At 40.1% G+C, this 21,323-nt stretch carries 17 protein-coding genes; 4 read left to right on the top strand and 13 right to left on the bottom strand.

Going from position 1 to position 21,323, the window contains the following annotated elements; translation table 11 throughout:
• Positions 1-9 precede the first annotated feature (9 nt).
• Positions 10-588: an LURP-one-related family protein gene (locus AC1D69_RS18045; protein ID WP_495457541.1), complete on the top strand. Its 579-nt coding sequence runs from the start codon at positions 10-12 to the stop codon at positions 586-588.
• A gap of 471 nt (positions 589-1,059) precedes the next feature.
• Here the strand turns inward: AC1D69_RS18045 and AC1D69_RS18040 are convergent, their stop codons facing one another.
• Both AC1D69_RS18040 and AC1D69_RS18035 read right to left on the bottom strand, forming a co-directional pair.
• Positions 1,060-1,494, bottom strand: coding sequence for a MarR family winged helix-turn-helix transcriptional regulator (locus AC1D69_RS18040; protein ID WP_495457540.1), 435 nt, complete (start codon positions 1,492-1,494; stop codon positions 1,060-1,062).
• Positions 1,495-1,580: 86 nt separating this feature from the next.
• Entirely contained in the window at positions 1,581-2,618 is a 1,038-nt protein-coding gene (locus tag AC1D69_RS18035) for an NADH:flavin oxidoreductase/NADH oxidase (RefSeq protein WP_495457539.1), read from the bottom strand.
• Positions 2,619-2,797: 179 nt separating this feature from the next.
• Here AC1D69_RS18035 and AC1D69_RS18030 point away from each other — a divergent pair, with 179 nt between their 5' ends.
• Positions 2,798-2,974 carry a hypothetical protein gene (locus tag AC1D69_RS18030; protein WP_495457538.1) on the top strand — a complete coding sequence of 59 codons (177 nt, stop codon included), beginning with the start codon at positions 2,798-2,800 and terminating at the stop codon, positions 2,972-2,974.
• Positions 2,975-3,209: 235 nt separating this feature from the next.
• Here the strand turns inward: AC1D69_RS18030 and AC1D69_RS18025 are convergent, their stop codons facing one another.
• Together AC1D69_RS18025 and AC1D69_RS18020 are read right to left on the bottom strand one after the other, a co-directional pair.
• Positions 3,210-3,386 carry a hypothetical protein gene (locus tag AC1D69_RS18025; RefSeq protein ID WP_495457537.1) on the bottom strand — a complete coding sequence of 59 codons (177 nt, stop codon included), beginning with the start codon at positions 3,384-3,386 and terminating at the stop codon, positions 3,210-3,212.
• 637 nt (positions 3,387-4,023) lie between these two features.
• The gene (locus AC1D69_RS18020; RefSeq protein ID WP_495457536.1) at positions 4,024-4,941 is read right to left on the bottom strand and encodes a helix-turn-helix domain-containing protein; all 918 of its coding nucleotides are present in this window, start codon (positions 4,939-4,941) and stop codon (positions 4,024-4,026) included.
• A 166-nt stretch (positions 4,942-5,107) separates the two neighbouring features.
• On the opposite strand from AC1D69_RS18020, the gene AC1D69_RS18015 reads away from it, so the two are divergent.
• Positions 5,108-6,157: a glycoside hydrolase family 88/105 protein gene (locus AC1D69_RS18015; protein ID WP_495457535.1), complete on the top strand. Its 1,050-nt coding sequence runs from the start codon at positions 5,108-5,110 to the stop codon at positions 6,155-6,157.
• 57 nt (positions 6,158-6,214) lie between these two features.
• On the opposite strand, the gene AC1D69_RS18010 is transcribed toward AC1D69_RS18015, so the two are convergent.
• From AC1D69_RS18010 to AC1D69_RS17985, 6 genes are all read right to left on the bottom strand, one after another.
• Complete coding sequence (locus tag AC1D69_RS18010; RefSeq protein WP_495457534.1) at positions 6,215-7,942, bottom strand: DUF8769 domain-containing protein; 1,728 nt, start codon at positions 7,940-7,942, stop codon at positions 6,215-6,217.
• Between the two features lie 26 nt (positions 7,943-7,968).
• Positions 7,969-11,274 carry a sugar-binding protein gene (locus tag AC1D69_RS18005; protein ID WP_495457533.1) on the bottom strand — a complete coding sequence of 1,102 codons (3,306 nt, stop codon included), beginning with the start codon at positions 11,272-11,274 and terminating at the stop codon, positions 7,969-7,971.
• Positions 11,275-11,359: 85 nt separating this feature from the next.
• Positions 11,360-12,964: an extracellular solute-binding protein gene (locus AC1D69_RS18000; protein ID WP_495457532.1), complete on the bottom strand. Its 1,605-nt coding sequence runs from the start codon at positions 12,962-12,964 to the stop codon at positions 11,360-11,362.
• 63 nt (positions 12,965-13,027) lie between these two features.
• A complete protein-coding gene (locus AC1D69_RS17995) occupies positions 13,028-13,918 on the bottom strand; it encodes a carbohydrate ABC transporter permease (protein WP_495457531.1) in 891 nt (296 codons plus the stop codon).
• Between the two features lie 3 nt (positions 13,919-13,921).
• Positions 13,922-14,842: an ABC transporter permease gene (locus AC1D69_RS17990; RefSeq protein WP_495457530.1), complete on the bottom strand. Its 921-nt coding sequence runs from the start codon at positions 14,840-14,842 to the stop codon at positions 13,922-13,924.
• A 261-nt stretch (positions 14,843-15,103) separates the two neighbouring features.
• A complete protein-coding gene (locus tag AC1D69_RS17985) occupies positions 15,104-17,431 on the bottom strand; it encodes a cache domain-containing protein (protein ID WP_495457529.1) in 2,328 nt (775 codons plus the stop codon).
• 517 nt (positions 17,432-17,948) lie between these two features.
• Here AC1D69_RS17985 and AC1D69_RS17980 point away from each other — a divergent pair.
• Positions 17,949-18,365, top strand: a complete 417-nt coding sequence (locus AC1D69_RS17980; RefSeq protein ID WP_495457528.1) for a DUF3888 domain-containing protein — start codon at positions 17,949-17,951, stop codon at positions 18,363-18,365.
• 130 nt (positions 18,366-18,495) lie between these two features.
• Here AC1D69_RS17980 and AC1D69_RS17975 read toward each other — a convergent pair whose 3' ends face one another.
• The 3 genes from AC1D69_RS17975 to AC1D69_RS17965 form a co-directional block, all read right to left on the bottom strand.
• Positions 18,496-19,047: a hypothetical protein gene (locus tag AC1D69_RS17975; protein ID WP_495457527.1), complete on the bottom strand. Its 552-nt coding sequence runs from the start codon at positions 19,045-19,047 to the stop codon at positions 18,496-18,498.
• Positions 19,048-19,156: 109 nt separating this feature from the next.
• On the bottom strand, positions 19,157-20,227 hold the full coding sequence (locus AC1D69_RS17970) for a restriction endonuclease (protein WP_495457526.1): 1,071 nt from the start codon (positions 20,225-20,227) through the stop codon (positions 19,157-19,159).
• A gap of 329 nt (positions 20,228-20,556) precedes the next feature.
• A complete protein-coding gene (locus AC1D69_RS17965) occupies positions 20,557-21,096 on the bottom strand; it encodes a hypothetical protein (RefSeq protein ID WP_495457525.1) in 540 nt (179 codons plus the stop codon).
• Between the last annotated feature and the right edge of the window lie 227 nt (positions 21,097-21,323).

The following is a 21,323-nucleotide window of genomic DNA, read 5'->3' as shown; positions in this document are numbered from 1 at the left end:
AATGTAAACATGAATGAACGTTTTAAACACACCCAATACTTAGTTCGCAAGAAAGTAATTAAAGTGTTAGGTGATGCCTTTCATATCTATGACCCTCAAGGTGGGTTAGCATTCTATGTGAAGCAAAAGGCATTTAAGTTAAAAGAAGATATACGAATATACAGTTCTGAGGACATGCGTGAGGAAGTTCTAGTTATTAAAGCACGTTCGAGGATTGACTTCTCTGCTACATATGATGTATTTGACTCCTATACCAACGAATTAATAGGTAGCTTTAGACGGAAAGGAATGAAATCCATCCTGAAAGATGAATGGGTGATTCTTGACAATCAAGAGCGAGAGATCGGACTCATAACAGAAGATAGTATGTTATTAGCTGTAATCCGTAGAGTATTGTCAAATCTTATACCGCAGACCTACGAAGGAACCATTGGGCAGAATAACGTCTTTACTTTTAAGCAAAGATTTAATCCCTTCGTTCAAAAAATCGAGTTGGACTTCTCCATGGATCACAACCTTCTGCTAGATCGCAGGCTCGGTATTGCCGCCAGTGTTTTACTTAGTGCAGTCGAAGGTAGACAAGATTAATGATTCAATATAGGATCCGATCTTAACCCGCATGTTTGACTTAAATAGATGTAAAAAAGCAGCCATATCGGCTGCTTCATCCTTCTATTCTGCTTCCCGCAATCTTTCGACAATTGATGCTCTGGAGAGCATTCTATAAGCAAGAATCGTTACGATATAAGCGATCACCATTGCTGGCAGTGCGATTGCTGAGCACTACGGTGTGCCTGTTCTTTTCGTGATTGCCGGACTAATTCCATTACTCTGTGCTGGAGTAGCCTTTCTACTCCCCGGACTCAAAGCGCTAGATGGCGACTATGCTGTCCTTGAATCCACTCAACGACCATCCGTTTCAACTTAATCTTCTAACCATAAATTCATGATGTGATAAACCCCGCATCCCCAATAACACTATTGTTATCTCGAGTGATAACAGATAAAAATAACCTGCCACTTAAAGTACAGTTGACAGGTTATCAAGGTTAGAACACCTTAATTTTGTTTCAAGTGAATCAGTTGTTGCAGTAATTGTTCTACTTCTTTCTCAGGAAAAGCCTCTATTAACATTTCTTTAAATGTTTCTTGTGCTCTTTCGATCTTTTCTTGTCCTAGGGGTGTTAAAGAAGTATAGATGCTTCTGCGATCATCATCACAAGCATGTCTTTTTAAAGCGCCACATCCCTTTGCTTCAAATCGACTAACAAGTCTTGAAACAGCGCTCTGACTTAGACCCACCATAGATTCCAGTTGCTGCAGTTTCAACTTCTGCTCTGACGCTTCAGACAAGAATAACAATAAATAAAACTCTTTTAAAGATAACTGGTGTTTCTCTTGCAATTTCGCTTCCAATCTATTGGCTACGTTTATTTGTATATGCGTTAATGTCAACCAGCTGGTAATAAGGTCATTGTTAGGGATATTCTTCATCTCACAATTCCTCTCTCGGGCGTAAAACAAATAATGAATCCATTTTTCCTTATCACATTATAACTTGCAGATTTACTCAACATCATTTATTTCTTAATTCTAGGAAATCCTTGTTCATACTGTTTCGGAAGTTCAATCTCTTTGTGAAGTTGAGCCGCTGCTTCTAACGTCCAGTAAGGATTTCTTAACATTCCTCTACCTACCGCAACAAGATCAGCATCTTCATTCCCAATGACAGCATTAGCATAGACCGGTTCGTCCAATCTTCCAACAGCAATCACCGGAACATTGAGGTTCTCTTTGATTGCTCTTGCTAACGGTACTTGATACCCTGCATGCGTTCCTGGTCTCCCAGCAGCTGCAATAGGTCCTTCGCCACCAGCGCTGACATGGAATATATCGACTCCTGCTTCTTTATAAGCTTCACTGAACACTAGACTCTCCGTTATTCCATATCCTCCATCTACATATTCTTGAGCTGAAATACGCAAGATTAGAGGCATGCCTTCTGGCATTTCACTTTTGGCTGCACGAATGACTTCTTTACCGAATAGCGTTAAATCTTGACCATATTCATCCGTTCTATGGTTCGTTAGTGGCGATTGGAATTGATGGATAAGGTAACCATGTGCTCCATGAAGCTCGATGACATCTACTCCCGCTTGTACAGCCCGCACTACACCTTTACGGTATTTCTCAACCATATCTTTTACTTCTTCATTTGTTAGTGCTCTTGGTGTCTTAGACTCAGCGTTAAAAGGAATTGCCGATGGAGCTACAGGAACGGGTGCATCTTCAGCTTTGCGTCCTGCGTGAGCAATTTGGATCCCCACTTTAGCGCCATAAGAATGGCACGCCTCAACAATTCTAGCCAAGGCTGGAATATGTTCATCGGACCAGATCCCAAGATCGTAATCGGTAATTCGACCATCTGGTTCAACATCTGTCATTTCTATAATAATAAGTCCAGCTCCACCAACCGCTCTACTCACATAATGCATATAATGCCAGTCCGTAGCTATTCCATCCTTGTTACTCACGGAATATTGACACATCGGAGGCATCACCACACGATTTTTTAATTTCAAGTCCTTTATTTCATAGGGTGTAAATAGATCCTTCATATTTTTGTCTCCTCTTTATAATGTATTTATGTTCACTATGCTCATATTTGAGCCTATTTAAGCAACCACTTATAAATGCATGCCCATGCATATAATATAACGAATATCGAAATGAGTGTCAATGTTTGATACGAACCATTAAGGACGTCGCTTTTTGCATCCATACTTGGAATCACCGTTTGCTATCTACATTTCTGTGGACGACAGGCAATATGAATATTGCACTACTTGATTACGATTCACTAGCTAGCTATCGCCGCATTATTAGCAATGAGCTTGCACCACACAGATCGATTGTAACCACAGCAACAATTCTCTTCCACCTATCATTATTATGTAACGGATTGCCTTTTTGACCAACTTTTATTTGCTATCTCTATGATGTTCTATGTATTTATTCCCTTTGCGTTTCCATCACATATCCACTGTAAGTAAGAATATATCTAGCCCACTTTACGAGTGACATGTTTATTGTTATTTCGTGAATTATCGACAAATATCTCGCCATAGAAGCTCTAGCGATTAGCTAGAGCAACTATAGTTCTGTACTAGAATTTAATTAAAAAGAACTGAATTGTGTCGACAAAAATATCAGATCGTTTTTTCCCAACCTTTTGCTTCTACATTTTTTTTCTTCTTAAAAATCTTTTCTAGTACACTTTCTTCCTTCTTATCTTTAAGAATCTGTTTAACTCCGCATATGAGAAGCACTGATCTCATCTCGTTTTCATGGCTCATATTTTGAAATACTTTGAAATCATTATCCATGTTTAACCATCTCCATTGGTATATGATACTACAAAATAGAGAATATTGTCAATTGCTGTCGAATTAAAAGTTATACTGTCGTTGTTTGATGCATTGTTACTATACTATCACGAATAACTCCATCATTTCCACTGAAAGAACTTACACTCAACTTGGATTGAGTTATAGAATCGAGAATCGTCCTGAAACATCAACCAAGCTTAGACATCGTCGATTTACCCTTGCAGTTAGGTGTAGCGGTTCATTACTGTGTTATCTAACGACTCAGAACTAAGTAATTCATCAGGCCTTATTCCGCAACAATATGCCCTTCTTCGATAACGATGATCTAGTCAACGTTTCGATGAAGTGCTTCTTGTTCATATTTCCTTGAACAGTTTATACATTAAAATACTGATTCAACAGCATAGCTAGTTCGTGACAAAAATTTTCTCAAAGGTTACCGTACGATAGTAAGAAATGTCCTTCCCACAGCGGCTTTTCCTATGATACGTTTAAATCTACATATTATGTTGTTCAATACCTGGTGAAGATTATTTTACCAGGAAATTATCTCGTTAATGATCTACTAAGTGCGTACAGGTCATAATGGCAGGAGTATTTCCTATTAAGAACTATCATATTGCCTTAATCAACTTCATAAGAGGAATGAGTGACTTAAGGGGGTATATATGGAACGATATTCACTTGGGGTCATGCCGAATAACCGTTTAAAAGTATGGCAAAAGTGGGAGATATCTTGAACCCCAACATTCCCAGCTACTGCAGTTATGGGCATACTTGTTCCTTGTAATAGATCTTTCGCCTTAGCCATCCGAATCTTGACCAGAAATTCATTCATGGTAACTCCTGTGTTCATTTTAAATATCCGAAATAACGTAGAACGTGACACATAGAAATGTTCACACAATAGATCTGCATTAAGAGATTCATGATAATGCTCCATCATATAACTGAGAATCCCCTCGACTATATGTTTCTGTGTATCATTCACACTCCGATTCATTTCCGATGATGTCGTGTGATATCGACCCAACTGTGCAAATAATTGCAGAAGCAGACTTTTGACAACCAAAGGATAACAAGACTGTTTATGTTTTAATTCCCATTCTAATTGGGTTAGTATTTCCTGCACACGTAATAACTGTTGGCTATTAAGCTGAATATGTATTGAATCACTGTCTGGATCAGGTAGCCATTGCCCAATGCTCAATAAGCATGATCGGTCTTCACCATACAATTGTTCGATATAACTTTTCTCTACGGCTAGGATAAACCGATGAAAAGGAACATTGTTATGGGGTTGTGATACATGTAACGCTTTTGGCTTAACCACCGTAAACGTCCCCACCCCTAACGTATGTATCCGTTCACCAACAATAAATTGTCCCTTGCCTTGTATGCATAAATAGAGCTCATATCCACTATGGCAATGAAAAGTTGGTTGCTCTAAACGAGTTGTTCGATACGAACAATGTGCTGGAAAATCCATCAGTGTTGCATTCGTTAATTCATCGACAACAGCACGTTGATGGTCTAGCCAATTCTTTTCCATGCTCCGCAATTCCATCTTCACGAATAGATCACCCTTCCACAATTCTGAATAATTAAGAATTAAGAATTAAGACAATACCCCAAATGAATAGGACGATCGACCAAGATTCTTCTCATCTCATATTGTATATTAATTGTATATTTCACATGTCTTGGAGGGATATCAAATGGCAAACGCGATTTCTCACGATGTTATACAACATACTGCAGACCAGGTCTATCATTATATGATAATGGATCATACTGGGAATTGGGGAATGGATATTCAGCACTGGGACTGGGTTCCCGGCGTTGGTGTCATCGCAATCCTATCATATTTTGAGAATACACATCATAAGGACGTTCTCGATGATCTCATCAAATGGGCTCACACAAATATACCAACAAAGGAACAAGCAAGTGTTATCAATGCTATGGCACCCTTTGCTATCTTTCCCGCACTCTATGAATACACACATGATAACCTTTTTCTAGAGGAATCCCTTCGTGTTGGACAATGGATGCTTACAGAAGCCCCGCGAACACGTGAAGGTGCCTTCGAGCATACCGTCACCGAAAATGTTAGTTTTCCAGAACAAGTATGGGCCGATACGATCTTTATGGCTGTACTCTTCTTAGCTCGTCTTGCTCGTGTTACTGGCGATCGTTCATACGCTATCGAAGCAGTTAAACAGTTAGAGATTCACTTAAAATTACTTGAAGACCCAGACACAGGTGTCATGTTTCATGGATGGAATTGTATAGCCCAAGACCATATGTCTGCGGCTCGATGGACTCGTGCGAATGCTTGGATCGCGGTGGGAACACCCATGATTATACAAGAGTTAGAAGGGATCGCGACGCTATCAGAAGAAGCTATGGCACGCTATCGTAATATGATGCAAGGACTCATAGACTTTCAGCAAGGCGATGGTCTGTGGTCTACGGTCTTGGATCGTCCTGATTTCTATTCAGAAACTTCGGGTAGTGCTGGAATTGCCTGCGGTATTCTAAAAGCTATTCGTCTAGGTATTCTAGATATCTCTTATCAGGATTCAGCCCATAGGGCACTGAAAGCCATTGTTTACAAGGTCCTCCCAAACGGAGAGGTCTCCGGCGTATCGGGAGGCACACCCGTCATGCCTTCGATCGAGGCCTATAATGAAATCCCTTGCCATCCTACACTGTATGGTCAGGGACTGGTTCTCATGTTATTGTCTGAGAAGCTGGATGAATAACTACCTCATAGGTGACAGAGAGCCTCCATGTTAACACCATGGAGGCTTTCATTATATCTAGACTGGATGGATATCATTTGGCTGTAATGATACGGAAATTTCGTATGGAAGGCGATTCAGATGGCTTGTTATGACTTGTGCTGTTACATGATTCACTTCCTCAACTACCCGTACTTCTGGTAGATTCTCTACCGTCTCTCCAATAGCCAATGAGAAGAGAAAGGCAGCTCTATTCAGCTTATGGAAGTCAATTGTTCTCCGCTCACCAGTATATATAACCAGATCCAATCCAACACTTTCTTCCTTTATATTCACTTCCCACCCTCGTTGCTGTTCGCTATCCAAGCCCATATCGAAAGCAGCATATACGTTATCCACATGCAAAGGTATTCCATCTATCTCTACTTCTGCTTTCGTCTTTTTCGTTGTCACGCTGACTCCATCAAGACAACCACCGAATTCCAAACGAATTCGAAGATCTGTTGCTTCTATACTGCCATCAATACGATCCAGACCAGGATGCGTATCCCCACCATTCGTAAGAAATCTTACCCCGAGTAGGAGATGACCCGCTTCTTCCGTAACGCTAAGTACCGCTGAGCAATAATCATACCCCTCATGCAAACATCGCATCTGCAAGTACGTAGTTGAAGCATTATTCTCGAAATAAGCGACCAACCCTCGTGTCTGATTCCACATAATTTCATCTTTAAACATCCCGATTGTATATCGAGGCGTCATCGTAGTCTTCGCCCATTTGACGAATCCCGTATCCTCATTGCGATAGTAGGGTTGCTCAAGAACACTAGTATCCGCATTCATGAATAGATCCAAGTAAGCTTCTGGGCATTGACACCCGCTACCATACCATTCTGCATCATATTCGAGTTCGGACTTAGAAAAGAAAGATAACCTGTTATCCGTAGTTATTTGTAAGAACGATTTTATTTTATTCGTTAGTAGCGTACTATAACTGCGACTATGTGGGCCAGCCCATTGCTGAGTACTTGGATGATAATGTTCTGCTACCATGCGCCAACCTATTTCTAGCAACTCTGAGACTATTTCCTTTGCCCTTGGGTTGGTAGCGTACGTATGGATCTTGGACAACTCAACAATGGCAATAACGGTATAATGTGGACTGTTAAATTCCTGAAAAGTCCTTAACCCTTCCGTATATTGCTTCAACTTTTCCAGTCTCTGCAATGCATAATCCACATAGTCCTGTCTACCATACAATTCGCCAGCGCTCAATGTCACAAATGCCCCCATAATCGAAATATTCGTATAATGAGGTCCCATATCGCGGATCATGATCGCATCACAAGCACAACATATCCCTTGGCGAATCTGCTCTTTTAACTCTTCAGGTAGCCGATGACCATGAAGTAGTGCCGCAAGCACAAGTTCCTTCCCGCAAAAGTCAGCCCAATTCCAATCCGGAGGAGCCATCTGCGTTAAGGGCTCCTCATAGAACCATGGCCATATACCGTAAGTATCTCGCTCTGAATCACGGTCTTGCAAAGTAAGAACGCGTTGAATGATTTTACAAGCTCTCTCAACATATTCATGATCGCCCGTATTTAACAAACCAACAGCATATTGTAACGAAGGATGTGTAGGATGAACAAAAGGAGAGCTATCGAATGTTAGTGTCGTATGATATCCTGGCGTGTGTAATGGTCGTAGTAACATGTTCACAAGTGGGTCGTAGTCCTTTTCCTGTGACATGACCTTCTCCAATAACAGCTCTTTGTGATCGAAAGATTGTCTTTGCAGGCTCATCCTTAACTCCCTCACCTTCTAGATTTTCAATCCGGATCTTCGAAGTTCGCTAGCTGTAATTGAATGGGCTTGAATAAAGAGGACTGCTTACTTGAACCAATACCACTGCCCCACTCTACATAACCTTTACGACCATTACCATCATTCTCATTGATGACTATGGATAGACTAAGGATTCCATCGCTCGGAACGATCGGTGTTAATTGATCCCATGGGAGGGCTAACTGGTATATCGTATCCTTTGTCACCTCATCTCTGGTAACTTGCAAGTTAGGATTGGGGATGGATCCCGGCTCAATTCCCTGTGGTGCCATCCATCGATAGAGTTCCGGCCCTAGGGGGGTTAAGGCCATGCCATACTCATACCATTGTAAATTCTCGCCCGGCATCCCCGCAGATATGGCAAACTGGATGCTATCCCCTGACCAGATTTCTCCGCCTTGCTTCGTCTGTGAATAGACATCGTCATGGACTCGTGCAGTCATATACAGATTATCTTGATCATAAGTAGTCCATAACGTACCACTGAAATCCTCAGAACCTTGGTGGGAACCAATTCTTGAATTTACATCTGTAAGAAGATTAATCCCCACTAAATCTTCTACATCATCCATGGAATAGACCGAACGATATACTAATGGAACTCTTGCCTCGGCTGGAACAACCGTAACATTGCCTTCACTTTGTAATATCGCCCCATCTTCCATATACAACTTAAATTGATACGCTTGTAGCGTGCCATTAGTCAATCCTACCAATGGGAAGTCGACTGTTTGAACGGTATTCCCTGGAATAACGACATCATAAACTTCTGATCCCACAGATGAACCAATACTCCAATCCATCTTCGTTAATCGACGTTCTGTTGGTCTTTCATTTACAATGGTTACTTCCATCATGTCAGCACTATTCTTCACCACATGTTTTGACAAAAGTAGTTCTGCTTGATGGATCTCTACGGTCTCGAGTAATCCTGCAAACTCTCCCATCTTAGAACGTAGTGACGCTGACCCCATTTGTGTTCCAATCCGATCTATACCTGGGAACTCAACAGAATAATCTCCAGGGGCATTCACAGAAATTTCTCGTGTTATCCCATTGAAGTTAATCTTGGCCTTGAAAGGTCCCACTTGCCCCAGATCACTAACTTGTAACGTAAGTGCTATCGGATCGTTAGTATACGCAGGTTCACTATGAAGAGAGATTGGACTCCCTTGAACAATACTGTCTACAGTCCCTTGAACAAAAAGAGGTTCTCCTGTCAAGGTAAGGTATACTTTCCCTTGCACTGATTTATATGTGGTTTTCCGTCCCATCATATCTGTTACTATAACTGGATTATGCGTGTTCAAAGTTACATCTTTCTTGTCCATGGACCATAATACGTGAATATTTTTAGTATTCTTCTCGAACTTATAATGATAAAGGCCATCCGTTATATCCTGGCTTACCACATTCGCATTCGTTAACTGTCTTGTAAGTGTAGAAAGAGCAACATACGAAGGTTTAGGTGTATAAGAACCTAAAGCGTCACCCGTATTATGGATGATTCCGAAATTATGCTCATTGTTAAGTTTATCCGTTCCTGTGTCCATCAAGTTATACCAGAAGATCTTCTCGACACCCGCTGCCATACTGAGAACATAAGTACGAATTAAATATGCAGCCTGCGTATTCTCATCCACACCTGTTGGGTTCATATGCGTTGGCCATCCAACCTCCGAGAACCATAGTGGGATTGTCTCCCCGTCATTGTGATTGCGCACAAGCTGATTCAGACTATCTATTTCTTCTAATAATCCCTCGGGGGTTTGCGGATAGCGGTAAGGATGAACGGATAAGGTATCCATATAATCAAGTCCACCGAGCTCAAACACATCTTCAAGCCATTCTTGTGGAATTCCTGCCGTAGCTCCTCCAACAACATTCAGATCAGGACGAACTAATTTGGAAGTTTCATAGCCTTTCTTTAATAAATTGAAGTAGACATCTGCTCTAGAGTCTGCGGGACCATTACCACCGAAAAAGGGTAGATTGAACTCATTCCATATTTCGACCGACTTCAACTGGTTACCGAACTTCTCAAGCATGGACTTCACATAATTCGCGTATGCCGTATGAGCTTCTTCTGTATACGGTGTCTTCCCTCCATCATAATGTTTATTGCTAAACGCGAGAACGAGGAAAGGGTCAATGTTGAATTCTTTAAAAGATTGCATCGGGAGGGTGAACTTCGGATTATACGAGTATTGTCCTTTATTAACCTCAATTTCCGACCAATAGAAGGATTCTCGCACATTTTTAGTGCCCGCATATTTAAGAAGTGGAATCATTTCTTTATTCCAATTGATACCATAATGTGTTTGAATCCCAAACGGAGATTCCGTTACAGTAGATAGATCGAACTCAGGAAGTATAGCAAAAGTCGTTTCTGTCGTCTTTACAATGACCCCCAATTGAAATGCTTCAACCTTCAATTTATAGTATCCTTCTTCAGGCATCCTTAGTTTAAGCTGATATTTTCCCTTCTTGACTAGAGCAGTTCCAGAAGATACCGGCTCTCCCCACGCATTAAGGGTACTCCATTTAATCGTATTACCCGTGGTTAGAATGTTAAAGGATGCTGGTTGGTGATTACCTGCAAATACATTTCCAACCTGCACCTGTGCAATGGCTAGATCCGGTGTTTCGACCTTCACCTGAATATTATCTAACCAAATCGAACCCTTCGTTACACCTGACTTCATTGAAGCTTTGGTCAGTTTGAAATGAATTTTTTTAAGCGGACCATGCCATACACCGTCGTCACTCCCGCCCCACTTCGTATAATTTAGTCCCGATGTAAAAGAGTTCACGGTTACTTTCTGCCAATCTGTTGTTGGATTCAGGCTAATCGTCTGCTGATGGTTCTGATTCGTGTTATCCACCAAGATGATATCAAACTTTGCCATATCCGATGTCTTTACCCAAAAACTAAGTTCGAGAGCATTCGTAGGTAAAATACGTTTAAATAAGTACTTCTCTAATGAAACATAACTATTGGTATAGGTAGAATTGCTACTGAAATCGAGTTGAAGTTTGCCAGCAAATCTCCCTGTTTTATACATGGTTGAATCTCTACTGAATTCACCGTTTCCAAGAGCTCCCCCACTTCCGATTAAGAAATCCCAAGCCTCATCAGCACTTTCGAAATCAGCGATCGTTAGTTCGGGAGTATTATCGCTTGCATACGTTGTTGCTTCTGGTGATTTAACTAAGAATGTAACTATGGATACGGAAAATAGGAGAATAAATACAATACACCCGGCTAGTATATATCTTAATCTGAACATGTACTATCACTCCTTTGACGGATTCTATTGATTATGATCATTAGAATCCGTACTCTCACTTATGAACCAGCGCTACTTGGATTTCTTATTTCAAGAATTCCTTATTCTTTTCGTACCATTCTTGCGCTAGCTTCTCGACATTCTCACCACCAAGGCGTTTCCATTCTTTGCGAACCTGCTCCATTCCCTCTTCAGGACTTAATGCTTTACCACCCGTCACTACCTTTACTTCGATTTGTGTTGCAATAGGGGCAAAGGTTGCAATTAATTGGCTAACTTCGGGTAAATCTGGGCTGAATGCGATGTCTCTACGGTATTCATTCTTAAGAGCTACTTCTAACGCTTTGGCTTTTGCTTGAGCAATTTCTTGGGAAAGCGGATCTTGTGCAGCCATGACTGGGATCCATTCTGCCTTAGTATTCCATTGACTAAGAATAGCATATTCGTTCGCATAGGCTACTTCCTGACGATATTTATCTGAATCAAGCCTTTGCGGAACTTCACCATTTACCAGCGTGTAATGGACATCCTCTTCACCGAATTTCATACTCATCCAACCCTTTTCTAACATCCAATCTAGGAATTTGACAGCTGTTTCGATGCGCTCCTTATCCATGTTACTATTGAATGCGACCAGAACATTGGAGGGTAATTCTTGATAGAGACCATTTTTTCCATACTTACTTGCTACAGATTCTAGTGGAGCTAACTTGGCATCCGGAACGTTTGTCTTTAGATCACGAATTTCATTATCCATACTCCAATTCGCGAAATAGATCCCTGCCTTACCTGTCGTCCATAGTTGACTAGCACGTTGGAAATTACTATCTGTTATATACTCTTTATCGATTAAGCCTTGGTCGAATAATAATTTCTGAAAAGCAAGTGAATCGGTAAACCGATCTAACGTTCTTGCATACTTCATTTGTCCATCTTCTAAATACCACTGGTTCTCATTAGTGAAGAAGAACGCACGCATAATTTGGACTGCATTTCCGTTAAATACGATAGGTACAGTGTCATCTTGACCGTTACCATCTGGATCTTCTTCTTTGAACTTTTTAGCCACTTCAATCAGCTCTTCAACTGTTGTCGGTGCTTTTAATTGTAGCTTATCGAGCCAATCCTGACGAATCCACATGCCATTATTGGCAATGGACTCAATACTCCGTTCACTTGTAACCGCATACATTTTTCCGTTAATAGTCATCGCTGATTTTAATTGAGGATGTTCTTCTAAATATTTCTTCAATGTTGTACTGTACTGTTCGATATACCCATCAATAGGTTGGATAGCTCCTTGATTCGCTAATTGAGCGATATAATTCCGATCGTATTCCCAGATCAAATCGGGTGCACTTCCGGAAGCGATGAGTGTACTTAACTTCTGCTGAGCCTGCCCACGATCAACGGGAATCCATTTGACTGTAGCAGGTGAATTCTCATTGATCCATTTCGTCCAACGGTTATCCTCGTAGCTTCCTTCCTCTGTAGGCACACTTCCACGATCAAAGGCGGAAATACTGATTTCTTTCTTTGGTTCTGTTGGATTAGAATCGGTGTTTGTTGTAGCTGGAGTCGTTGGTTCTGATGGTTTCTCCGACGCACCATTATTACTGCAAGCTACCAACATGATCATGCACAAACTCGCCGCTACAACTGACTTCCACATACGCTTCGAAATTCTCATGTTTCATCCCCTTTTCTAATCATAGTACCTACATCTATATCAAGAACTTATCGTTCGATGATATTATCCTTTAACGGAACCAAGTAGCACACCTTTGACGAAATGCTTCTGCAAGAACGGATACACAATGAGAATGGGAGTAACCGCAATTACGATCGCAGCTGCTTTAATTCCTTCTGGGGTTAGCATCACTTGATCGACGCCTTCACTACCATTATTCAAAAGACTTTGATTTACTTGGAGAATCATCTGATAGAGTTTCAGTGTTAATGTCTGTTGGGTACTCTTCGTAATATATAGCAACACGTTGAAGTAAGAATTCCACCAGCTCACGGCATAGAACAAGGACAACGCAGCCATAATCGGTTTGCATAAAGGAAGTATAATTTGAACAAGGATTCGCCAGTCACCAGCACCATCAATTGCCGCTGATTCCTCAATTTCTTCGGGTAATCCTTCCATAAATGATTTCATGACGAACATATTATAGGTACTGACGAGTGCCGGTAACCATAATGACCAATACGTATCCATAAGTCCCAATGACTTCACAAGTATGAAGTTCGGAATGACTCCAGTAGTAAATATCATTGTAAAAATGATAAACATCAACAGTAGATTCCGTCCTTTTAGTCTCTTTCTGGATAATGGATACGCGGCTAATGTCGTTAACACCATATTCAGTAGCGTCCCTACAAGGGTGACTAAGATCGTATTGCCCATGGCAACGAAAAGTTGACCGTCATCGAATAATCGAAAGTACGCTTCTGTATTAAATTCAACGGGCCACAGCGAGACCTCACCTGCCGTTATGGCCCTACTACTACTCAATGAAGACACAATGACATACCACAACGGATATAGTGCAGCGAGTGAAAAAGCACCCAGTATAACGTAATTAGCCGACGATCCTAATCGAGACCAGAGCGATAGATTGTCTTTTCGAATGATCATGGGTTACCAGAGTCCCCTTTCCCCGAACACTCGGGTTAACCTATTAACACCTACAACCAGAATCAGGCTAACTAGTGATTGGAATAATCCTAATGCTGTCGTATAACTGTAGTTCATATTTTGTAGACCAACGCGATAGACGTATGTACTAATCACATCGGCTACATCCAACACAGACTGATTCTGTAAGATTAATGTTTGCTCAAGTCCTACATCTAACATATTACCCATCCGTAGAACTAGCAGTATTGCCACCGTACTTCGAATCCCCGGAAGTGTGATATGCCAGATCTGACGTAGCTTACTCGCGCCATCAATCTTTGCCGCTTCGTAGAGCTGTGGGTCAATGGAAGACATCGCTGCTAAATAGAGAATTGTACCCCATCCCGCTTCTCTCCATATACCCGATAATGTATACGCAACAGGCCACCATCTAGAATCGGCCATAAAATATATAGGTTCAATCCCAAATACATTCTCGAGGATCGCATTTACGACACCTGTACTCGGAGAAAGAATAGCAATGAAGATTCCTCCTAAGACGACCCATGATATAAAGTGAGGTAAATACAACAGATTCTGTACAGTCCTCTTATACCATTCTTTTCGAACTTCATTCAGTAAGAGCGCTAAAATAATGGGTACTGGAAAACCAAAGACAAGACTGTATAGGTTCAGTACCAATGTATTACGAAGAACTCGCCAGAAATCAATACTTCCGAACAAACTCTCGAAATGTTTATATCCGACCCATTTGCTTCCGAATATTCCATCCCCTAAGCGATAGTCTTTAAATGCGATCATCTCGCCAAGCATCGGAGCATATTTGAATACGATATAAAACACAATTACAGGTAACAACATCAGATACAAATGTCTGTCTCGTATGAATCGACTACGAAGAGTGGAACGTTTATCTTTCATTTCTGGTTCATCCTTTCTGTGGGGGCAAACCGATCGTAACCTGTGATCACATATTTAGAAATAGACACGTTCTGAACAGGATGACTATTCTTGCAAAATGTACATTCACGATTCTTATACAGGGTTCATTTTCTTGTGATATGTAGTAAATATCCCTATAATGACACGGTTTATTAGTCTTCTATCCTAAGAAAAACAAAAACATGTATAGGTTAATCCTCCACATGAAAGAAGATTATTTCCGATACATGTCTTCACATTTCAATCGTTATTTGGGCTTGATTCATTCGTATTTCTCATCTGTGCCCGTGTCCGATATTCTAATGGAGTCATTCCAGTGTATTTCTTAAAAGTTCGAAGAAAGCTGCGTGTGTTCTGATAACCCACTGCTTCAGAAATCTCGTTCACTTTCATATCTTTTCCCTCCAAATACTTCTGAGAAGCATTCATACGTATTCCAATCAAATAATCAATGAAATTACTTTCCGTATATTCCTTAAACTGTTTACTAATATAGGTTGCGCTTAAATGGAACTCTTGTGCTAACCTGTCCAAGGAAAGATCATTTTCATGAAAATGATCTCCTATATAGATCAGAATTCGTTCAATGGTATCGTTACTTCCCCTGTGATTCCGTTTGACTTTGATCTTGGCCGCTATTTCCTCAAGAAACTGGAATACGATCCTTTCCATCTCTTTCAAGTTCCCGCTCCGATTAATTAACTCATACATACTTTCAAGTTGGCTCATGGATTCTTTCAGATCAATCCCGGTCGAACCAACGGACTGCACCGACTTGATGATCAGATCGAAGGATAGCTGACGTATCAGATCAGGAGGGAGATTTCTATCGATTGCCTCACGAAAAGTCTCTTGTACATATGCCTTCAACTTCACGGAATCGGTCAGTCTCAGTGCATCCGTTATTCGATCTGCCATACGAATGAGTCGATAATAGTCTTGACTATCCAGGGGTTGCAAGTCTTCTATGGAGATGACGGAGTGGTGACCGAATACCATTTTGTAATGAAGTGCCTTTTGCGATTCATCGTACGACTTAGGGATATCCTTCATTTCACTATAACTTCGACCTACTCCAACCGTCACATCTAGATCGAATTGTTTCTTCATCATATCGATGATCAGTTCCATAATCGCAAGCGCTCGCAAGTGATTCTGTTCCGTGTCACCTTCTGCAAAACTTAAGATCACGGCTGCACGCCCGCCTCCCACATCTATTGCAATGCCTGCATTTTCCTCGTTAATCATTTCCTCTGCTACATTACAGAATGCATAGGTGTATAGTGTTTCATCCTGGGCTCTTAAGTCTATTCCTTCTTTATTAATCTCCGCCGTACAGACAAGAAAACGATCTGGAAATAAATGCACACCTACGAATTCTAAGTGGTGAAGAATTGCTAAATAATCCGTTCGATAGCCTACGAGCATATCCATCATAATCCGCCACTTTAGCGCTGGCTTCGAATCCCTAACGTGTTGCTGAAGATGTTCTCGATCCAGTAATAACTGATCAAACACCCTCTCTAAATAGGGTAACCCCACATCCCTACGTTCTTCTGTTGGATCGAATGTATAGGCCCCTGACATCTTGCCAACTAATTGATGAAGTGGTTTGAATGTCCAACGACTCACGTAAAAGAGGACGACCAACGCCAATAGGATCATTCCTACAGCTAACGCGGTCAGCAGATTACGCGTCACCCGAATCGGCTCGTAGATTTGAGACTCCGGCACAATACTGATTAGTTTCCAACCCGTATATCCAGAATCACGGTAAAATACCGATTGGCGGTCTCCATTAAGCTCACTTATAAAGATCCCACTTCCTTGTTTGGTGAGCACACTTTTGATATGAGGAAGTTCTTTAATATTACGATAGATCTGAGTCTTATCATCATGTGTCACGATATTTCCATCTCGATCGATAATAAACATATGACCTATTTCACTATCTTCATAAACAGCATTAACCATATCGTAGATAACCTGTTCATTTATGTTGACCGCTACCATTCCCTTGCGATACCCTGGACTACTGATCGTTGGGTACGATCGCACTAAAGTAATGACATCTTGGTTCCCATTTCCATCCCAGATCGGATGTGTCGTTAACCATTTGAAATATTCAGGCATGTCCAAATAATCATCGATCCAGTTATTAACTAGAGGTACTTCCTTCATATAGGCCTTGTCCGTTACAATCTGATCACTTACTTCAGAATATACATAGATCGATGAGAATTGTGGATTCGTATTAATGAAATTTCGCATCTTTGTGTTTAGTCCATATAAATTACTATATCTTTGTCCATCATCCATATAACTGTCGTACATGAAATATACGAACTCAAGCTCATTCATTAGGGTTAGTAGATCCTTCTCCGTCTGACGAAAAGCCACTTCAATTTTTTGATCCACTTGCTTCAATAAAGCTAGGTTCGTATCATTTAAATCATTTCCTAACTTCCCTACCGTTCCCGTATAAGATAACCCGAAGGTCAGCGAGATGATCACTAACAATACCGTCCCATAGATTAACATCACTTTCGTTGATAGGCTAAACTTCATGAATGATATACCTCCGAATGAGACTTTTTGCCGAATAAGAAAGCTCGTTCTTATTTAAATGATATGCTTGTAATCCTCTTTCATTCATCTGAGGAGGGTGATCCTTTGTGGGATTGAAATTAGAGGACAAGCCAATGCTTTCGATGTAGCTTTCCTTTGGAAAGCATGTAGGCGAACGCTTCGCTTCTTCAAGACAATTCCGTCTCCTTCGCTACCCCATTCATATTCCAACATCATTGCAAATATAAGATTTGGGGCGATTCTGCTGAATACCAAAAAGAACCGATATACGCGGATATTAATCGGACTATTTTGCTAACCTGATGACAAGGGATGCAGAGAATATACGTTAATTCGGTATCTGCATGAAAAAACCAGATTCCCTTTACTATAGAAGGGAATCTGGTTCGTAAGCACAGATCTTTAACTAACGTGTTTCGTTAATAAGCACATACCTTATTCAGAAAAGGTAACAATACATTTAATTAGATAAAGTCGTAAAGAGGTGTATTGAAAAATGAAAAAGATTCCCATCACTTTTATCCTATCCCTTGTTCTTATTACTTGTTTTCAAACAACAACCTTTTCATCTGATAAACCAACTCAAGACTCTGAAGAACTTCGGTTACAGGATATGCTTATGAACTTGCTTTCACCTTATATTGAACAAGATTTGCATAACTATTATTATCCGAAGATTTTTAGTGATTTCTCACCTGCTGTCGCTCCATGGAAAATTGAAGTGATTGAAACAAGAAGAGTAAATGGCTTCCGTGGTTTTATATTGGAAATTATATTTGAAATCGAACCTACCGATGGTGGACACTGGGTCCCAATAGGGAAGGACCGAATGACCTATGAGATTTCATCTAAATCTAGAGTTAAATTGATTAATCATACTCACTTAGCTACATATAAATATCCTCCAGAATAATTACAAAATGCCTTTTTGTTTGTTAGCTATGATGTTTTTTAATGTCATTTCTAAAGGGATAAAACCCTCCGAATAGACAAGCTTGCATGAGATAATCAAATCATACCGAGGGAGTTCAATTGACTAGGCATTAATGAACGTATTTTATTCTCCTGTCGTCAAATGTCTTTTCGTCTGCTGTTCCATATCCATACCCCTCTCTGATAATTTGGTTAACGGGAACCAATGGGGTAAGGACAATTTTTCTTTTACCACCCTCTAATACGGTAACTATAAAGAAGTAATTTACTCCGTTTATGTGATATTTGTCCTCACTAAATACTTCATAGTAAACAGCCGCATAAAAAATATGAGGCTCGACAAAAGTCTCGATATAACGAGTAGGTATATAAATTTTTCCGTATTCGTAGGGTATTTGCTTAGAAGCGACAATTTGGGCTTTATAGATATTGAGTAACCCAACCTTCTGGTGTTTATTTTGCTTGTTGTTAAAAAAGTTAATAAGCTTGTCACGTTGACCCTTAACCCATAAATCAGGTATGTCAGACCATTTTTTTTCGTTTATTGAGTTTATATAAATTGTAATTAAGTTTTCATCTAATCCATTTCTTGCGAATGCTAAATTTACCGTTACCATGTTCAGCCATAGTAAAAGTAATAACGTAATTTTTAGTTTTTGCACTTAGGTATCACCCCACATTTTCTCAGGGATTAGTATGCCCATGAATTCTAACAATGTGTACCAGGTGCTTTTCACTATTCTGCCCGTTAGCTTAACGCCAGTGGCCAGTTTACACAAACTCGTAGATTCTAAAGATTCTTTGTTGTTCCTCGATGTTCAGGTCGAACTGACATGAGAAGTGATCCTGCAGATCTTTAATGGACATAATGCTCGTTAAAAACTTCCCAGAGAAACAGATGATGTGGATGCTCCTATAATCATCTTCATTATTATTCTGATTATGCAAGAGGGTTATGTTGAGCGCATTTGTCATTTCTTCCCCATCAACAAAATCGATATATCTACTAATTAGATTCGCATGTTTTTGACGAACAGATGGGAAATCGAGTAAATGTGCAATTACATATTTTAGAATACTGACTCTTGGATTAAAATCATATATGGCATGATTGTCGCTCATTAATAACTCGTAAGCAGCGACAAGTTCGCCCTTAATAAAATGCAAAAATGCTCGATCATACTCTAACTGGTACCTTGCCATTTTATCAGTATCCTTTTTACCTCTATAAAATGACCCCTGAAAGGATGCGCTTCTGCTTATATACTCATCTACTAATCCATTTGTAATTGCATCATTCCCCATTTTAAGAATCATTTCACCCAAAAGCTTAAAGAGAAGCTTATGCAAACCCTCGTTTTTTGGATCTCTTTTGATTTTTTGATCTAACAACACATAATGTTCTTTATCGAATAATGGGTGATTCTGAAATCCAATTTGTGCGGCCGTTTGAATAGGGCCAATCGGACCATGAGACATCGATATTTGATCAATTAATAAATGAAGCATATCACCATCGATGAGCTCTAAATTCTTACCTTTGGCAAATTCTATTGCTTGCCTTGAGAAGGAACTTGTCGTCACTAATATCCCTTTTAATGCATTCTCAGCGATCGTTGTTCCGTATAAATCTCGTAATTGAGGCTCTCCAATGGTATTAGACCATCGTTTACACTGAATAAGGTATGTACCCTTAAAAATGATTCCTTCATACTGCGCAAAGATATCAACTCCACCGTCTCCAGACGTTTTCGTAATCTGAGTACGAAATCCGAGTTTATTAAATATATCACAAACCAAAACCTCAAATTCCTGCCCCGATAGTGAATGGAGTTCTTTCATCTTTGTTCTCCCCTTGTCGCAAGACTCGTCAATTTATTTTAGTCATAGAACCATTTATACGTAAATTCCAAAATTCAAAGCCTCGTTTAATTATTCATTATCAGAATTACAGCATCTAAAGCTATTCGCGAGTTGACTGAACAGTCCTGCCCTTTAGCTTAACGAAAACAAGGAGCAGCTGCCGTGGCAAACTGCTCCTTGTTTAATTCAACTAACGTGTCCCGTTAGTTGAATGAAGTTACGTTTGAAAATATTTGTATAGGTCCATGTGGGTCTTTTTGTACTAGTTAATCCGCATCCATGCACATCCATTTGCAGACTTATGACTTCTATGGCTCCGCTATGAATTCCTTTACTTTTGATGCAAAAAAATCCCAGCTAGTATCATATCCTACGTCAAACGTCCACCCGTTAGAACGCAGCTTCTCGCCTAAATAGATGTAATCGGCACGTTGCTTATCGTTTAGGCTAACATCTAAAGTTCCGTCACCAACCTTGAACTTATTCATGTAATCGTTCAATTTCCTAAGGATATCTTCCTTATCATTATCTCTTTCCATTGCAATGTGTAAAATAATTGAATCGATGGCATCATCTAGTTTCTGGGTAACAAGAGTTTCATTTTCCCAATTATTATCTAGTTGATACTGTATAGTTGCTTCAAGTTGAGCTAGATCTCGGTAAATGTAAGCATTCAATAATTCATATTTAATTTCTTGTTTTCTGATAGCTTGTTTATGATCCATAAATAATGCAACATTCCCGAATAGCGATACTACTAGAATTACTTTAATCCAGTCTATTTTCCTCATATTCTCTCCAATCTCTTCTGAAATATCGACAACTTCCAATAAAGAGCAGTCACACATCTATGACTGCTTATGGGTTGATCACTCGTGACAAAGCTACTCCAAATCTGGTAGTAATGTATTAAACGTTTTAATGAAGAAAAAGTTACAAGCAGGTTACACTAACCTGCCCGTCCCTCGGTTTTAAGGGTTTATCTCATATATACTCACTCATTCGCAGGATTTCGTCGCCTTGGAATACAGTTGCTGTTCGGAGAGTAAGCTCATTAGACACCGTTGTACTAATC

This window comes from Paenibacillus sp. Y301 (assembly GCF_059445505.1).
Note: the sequence above shows the minus strand (reverse complement) of the source record. Positions and strands in the feature narration are given on the sequence as shown.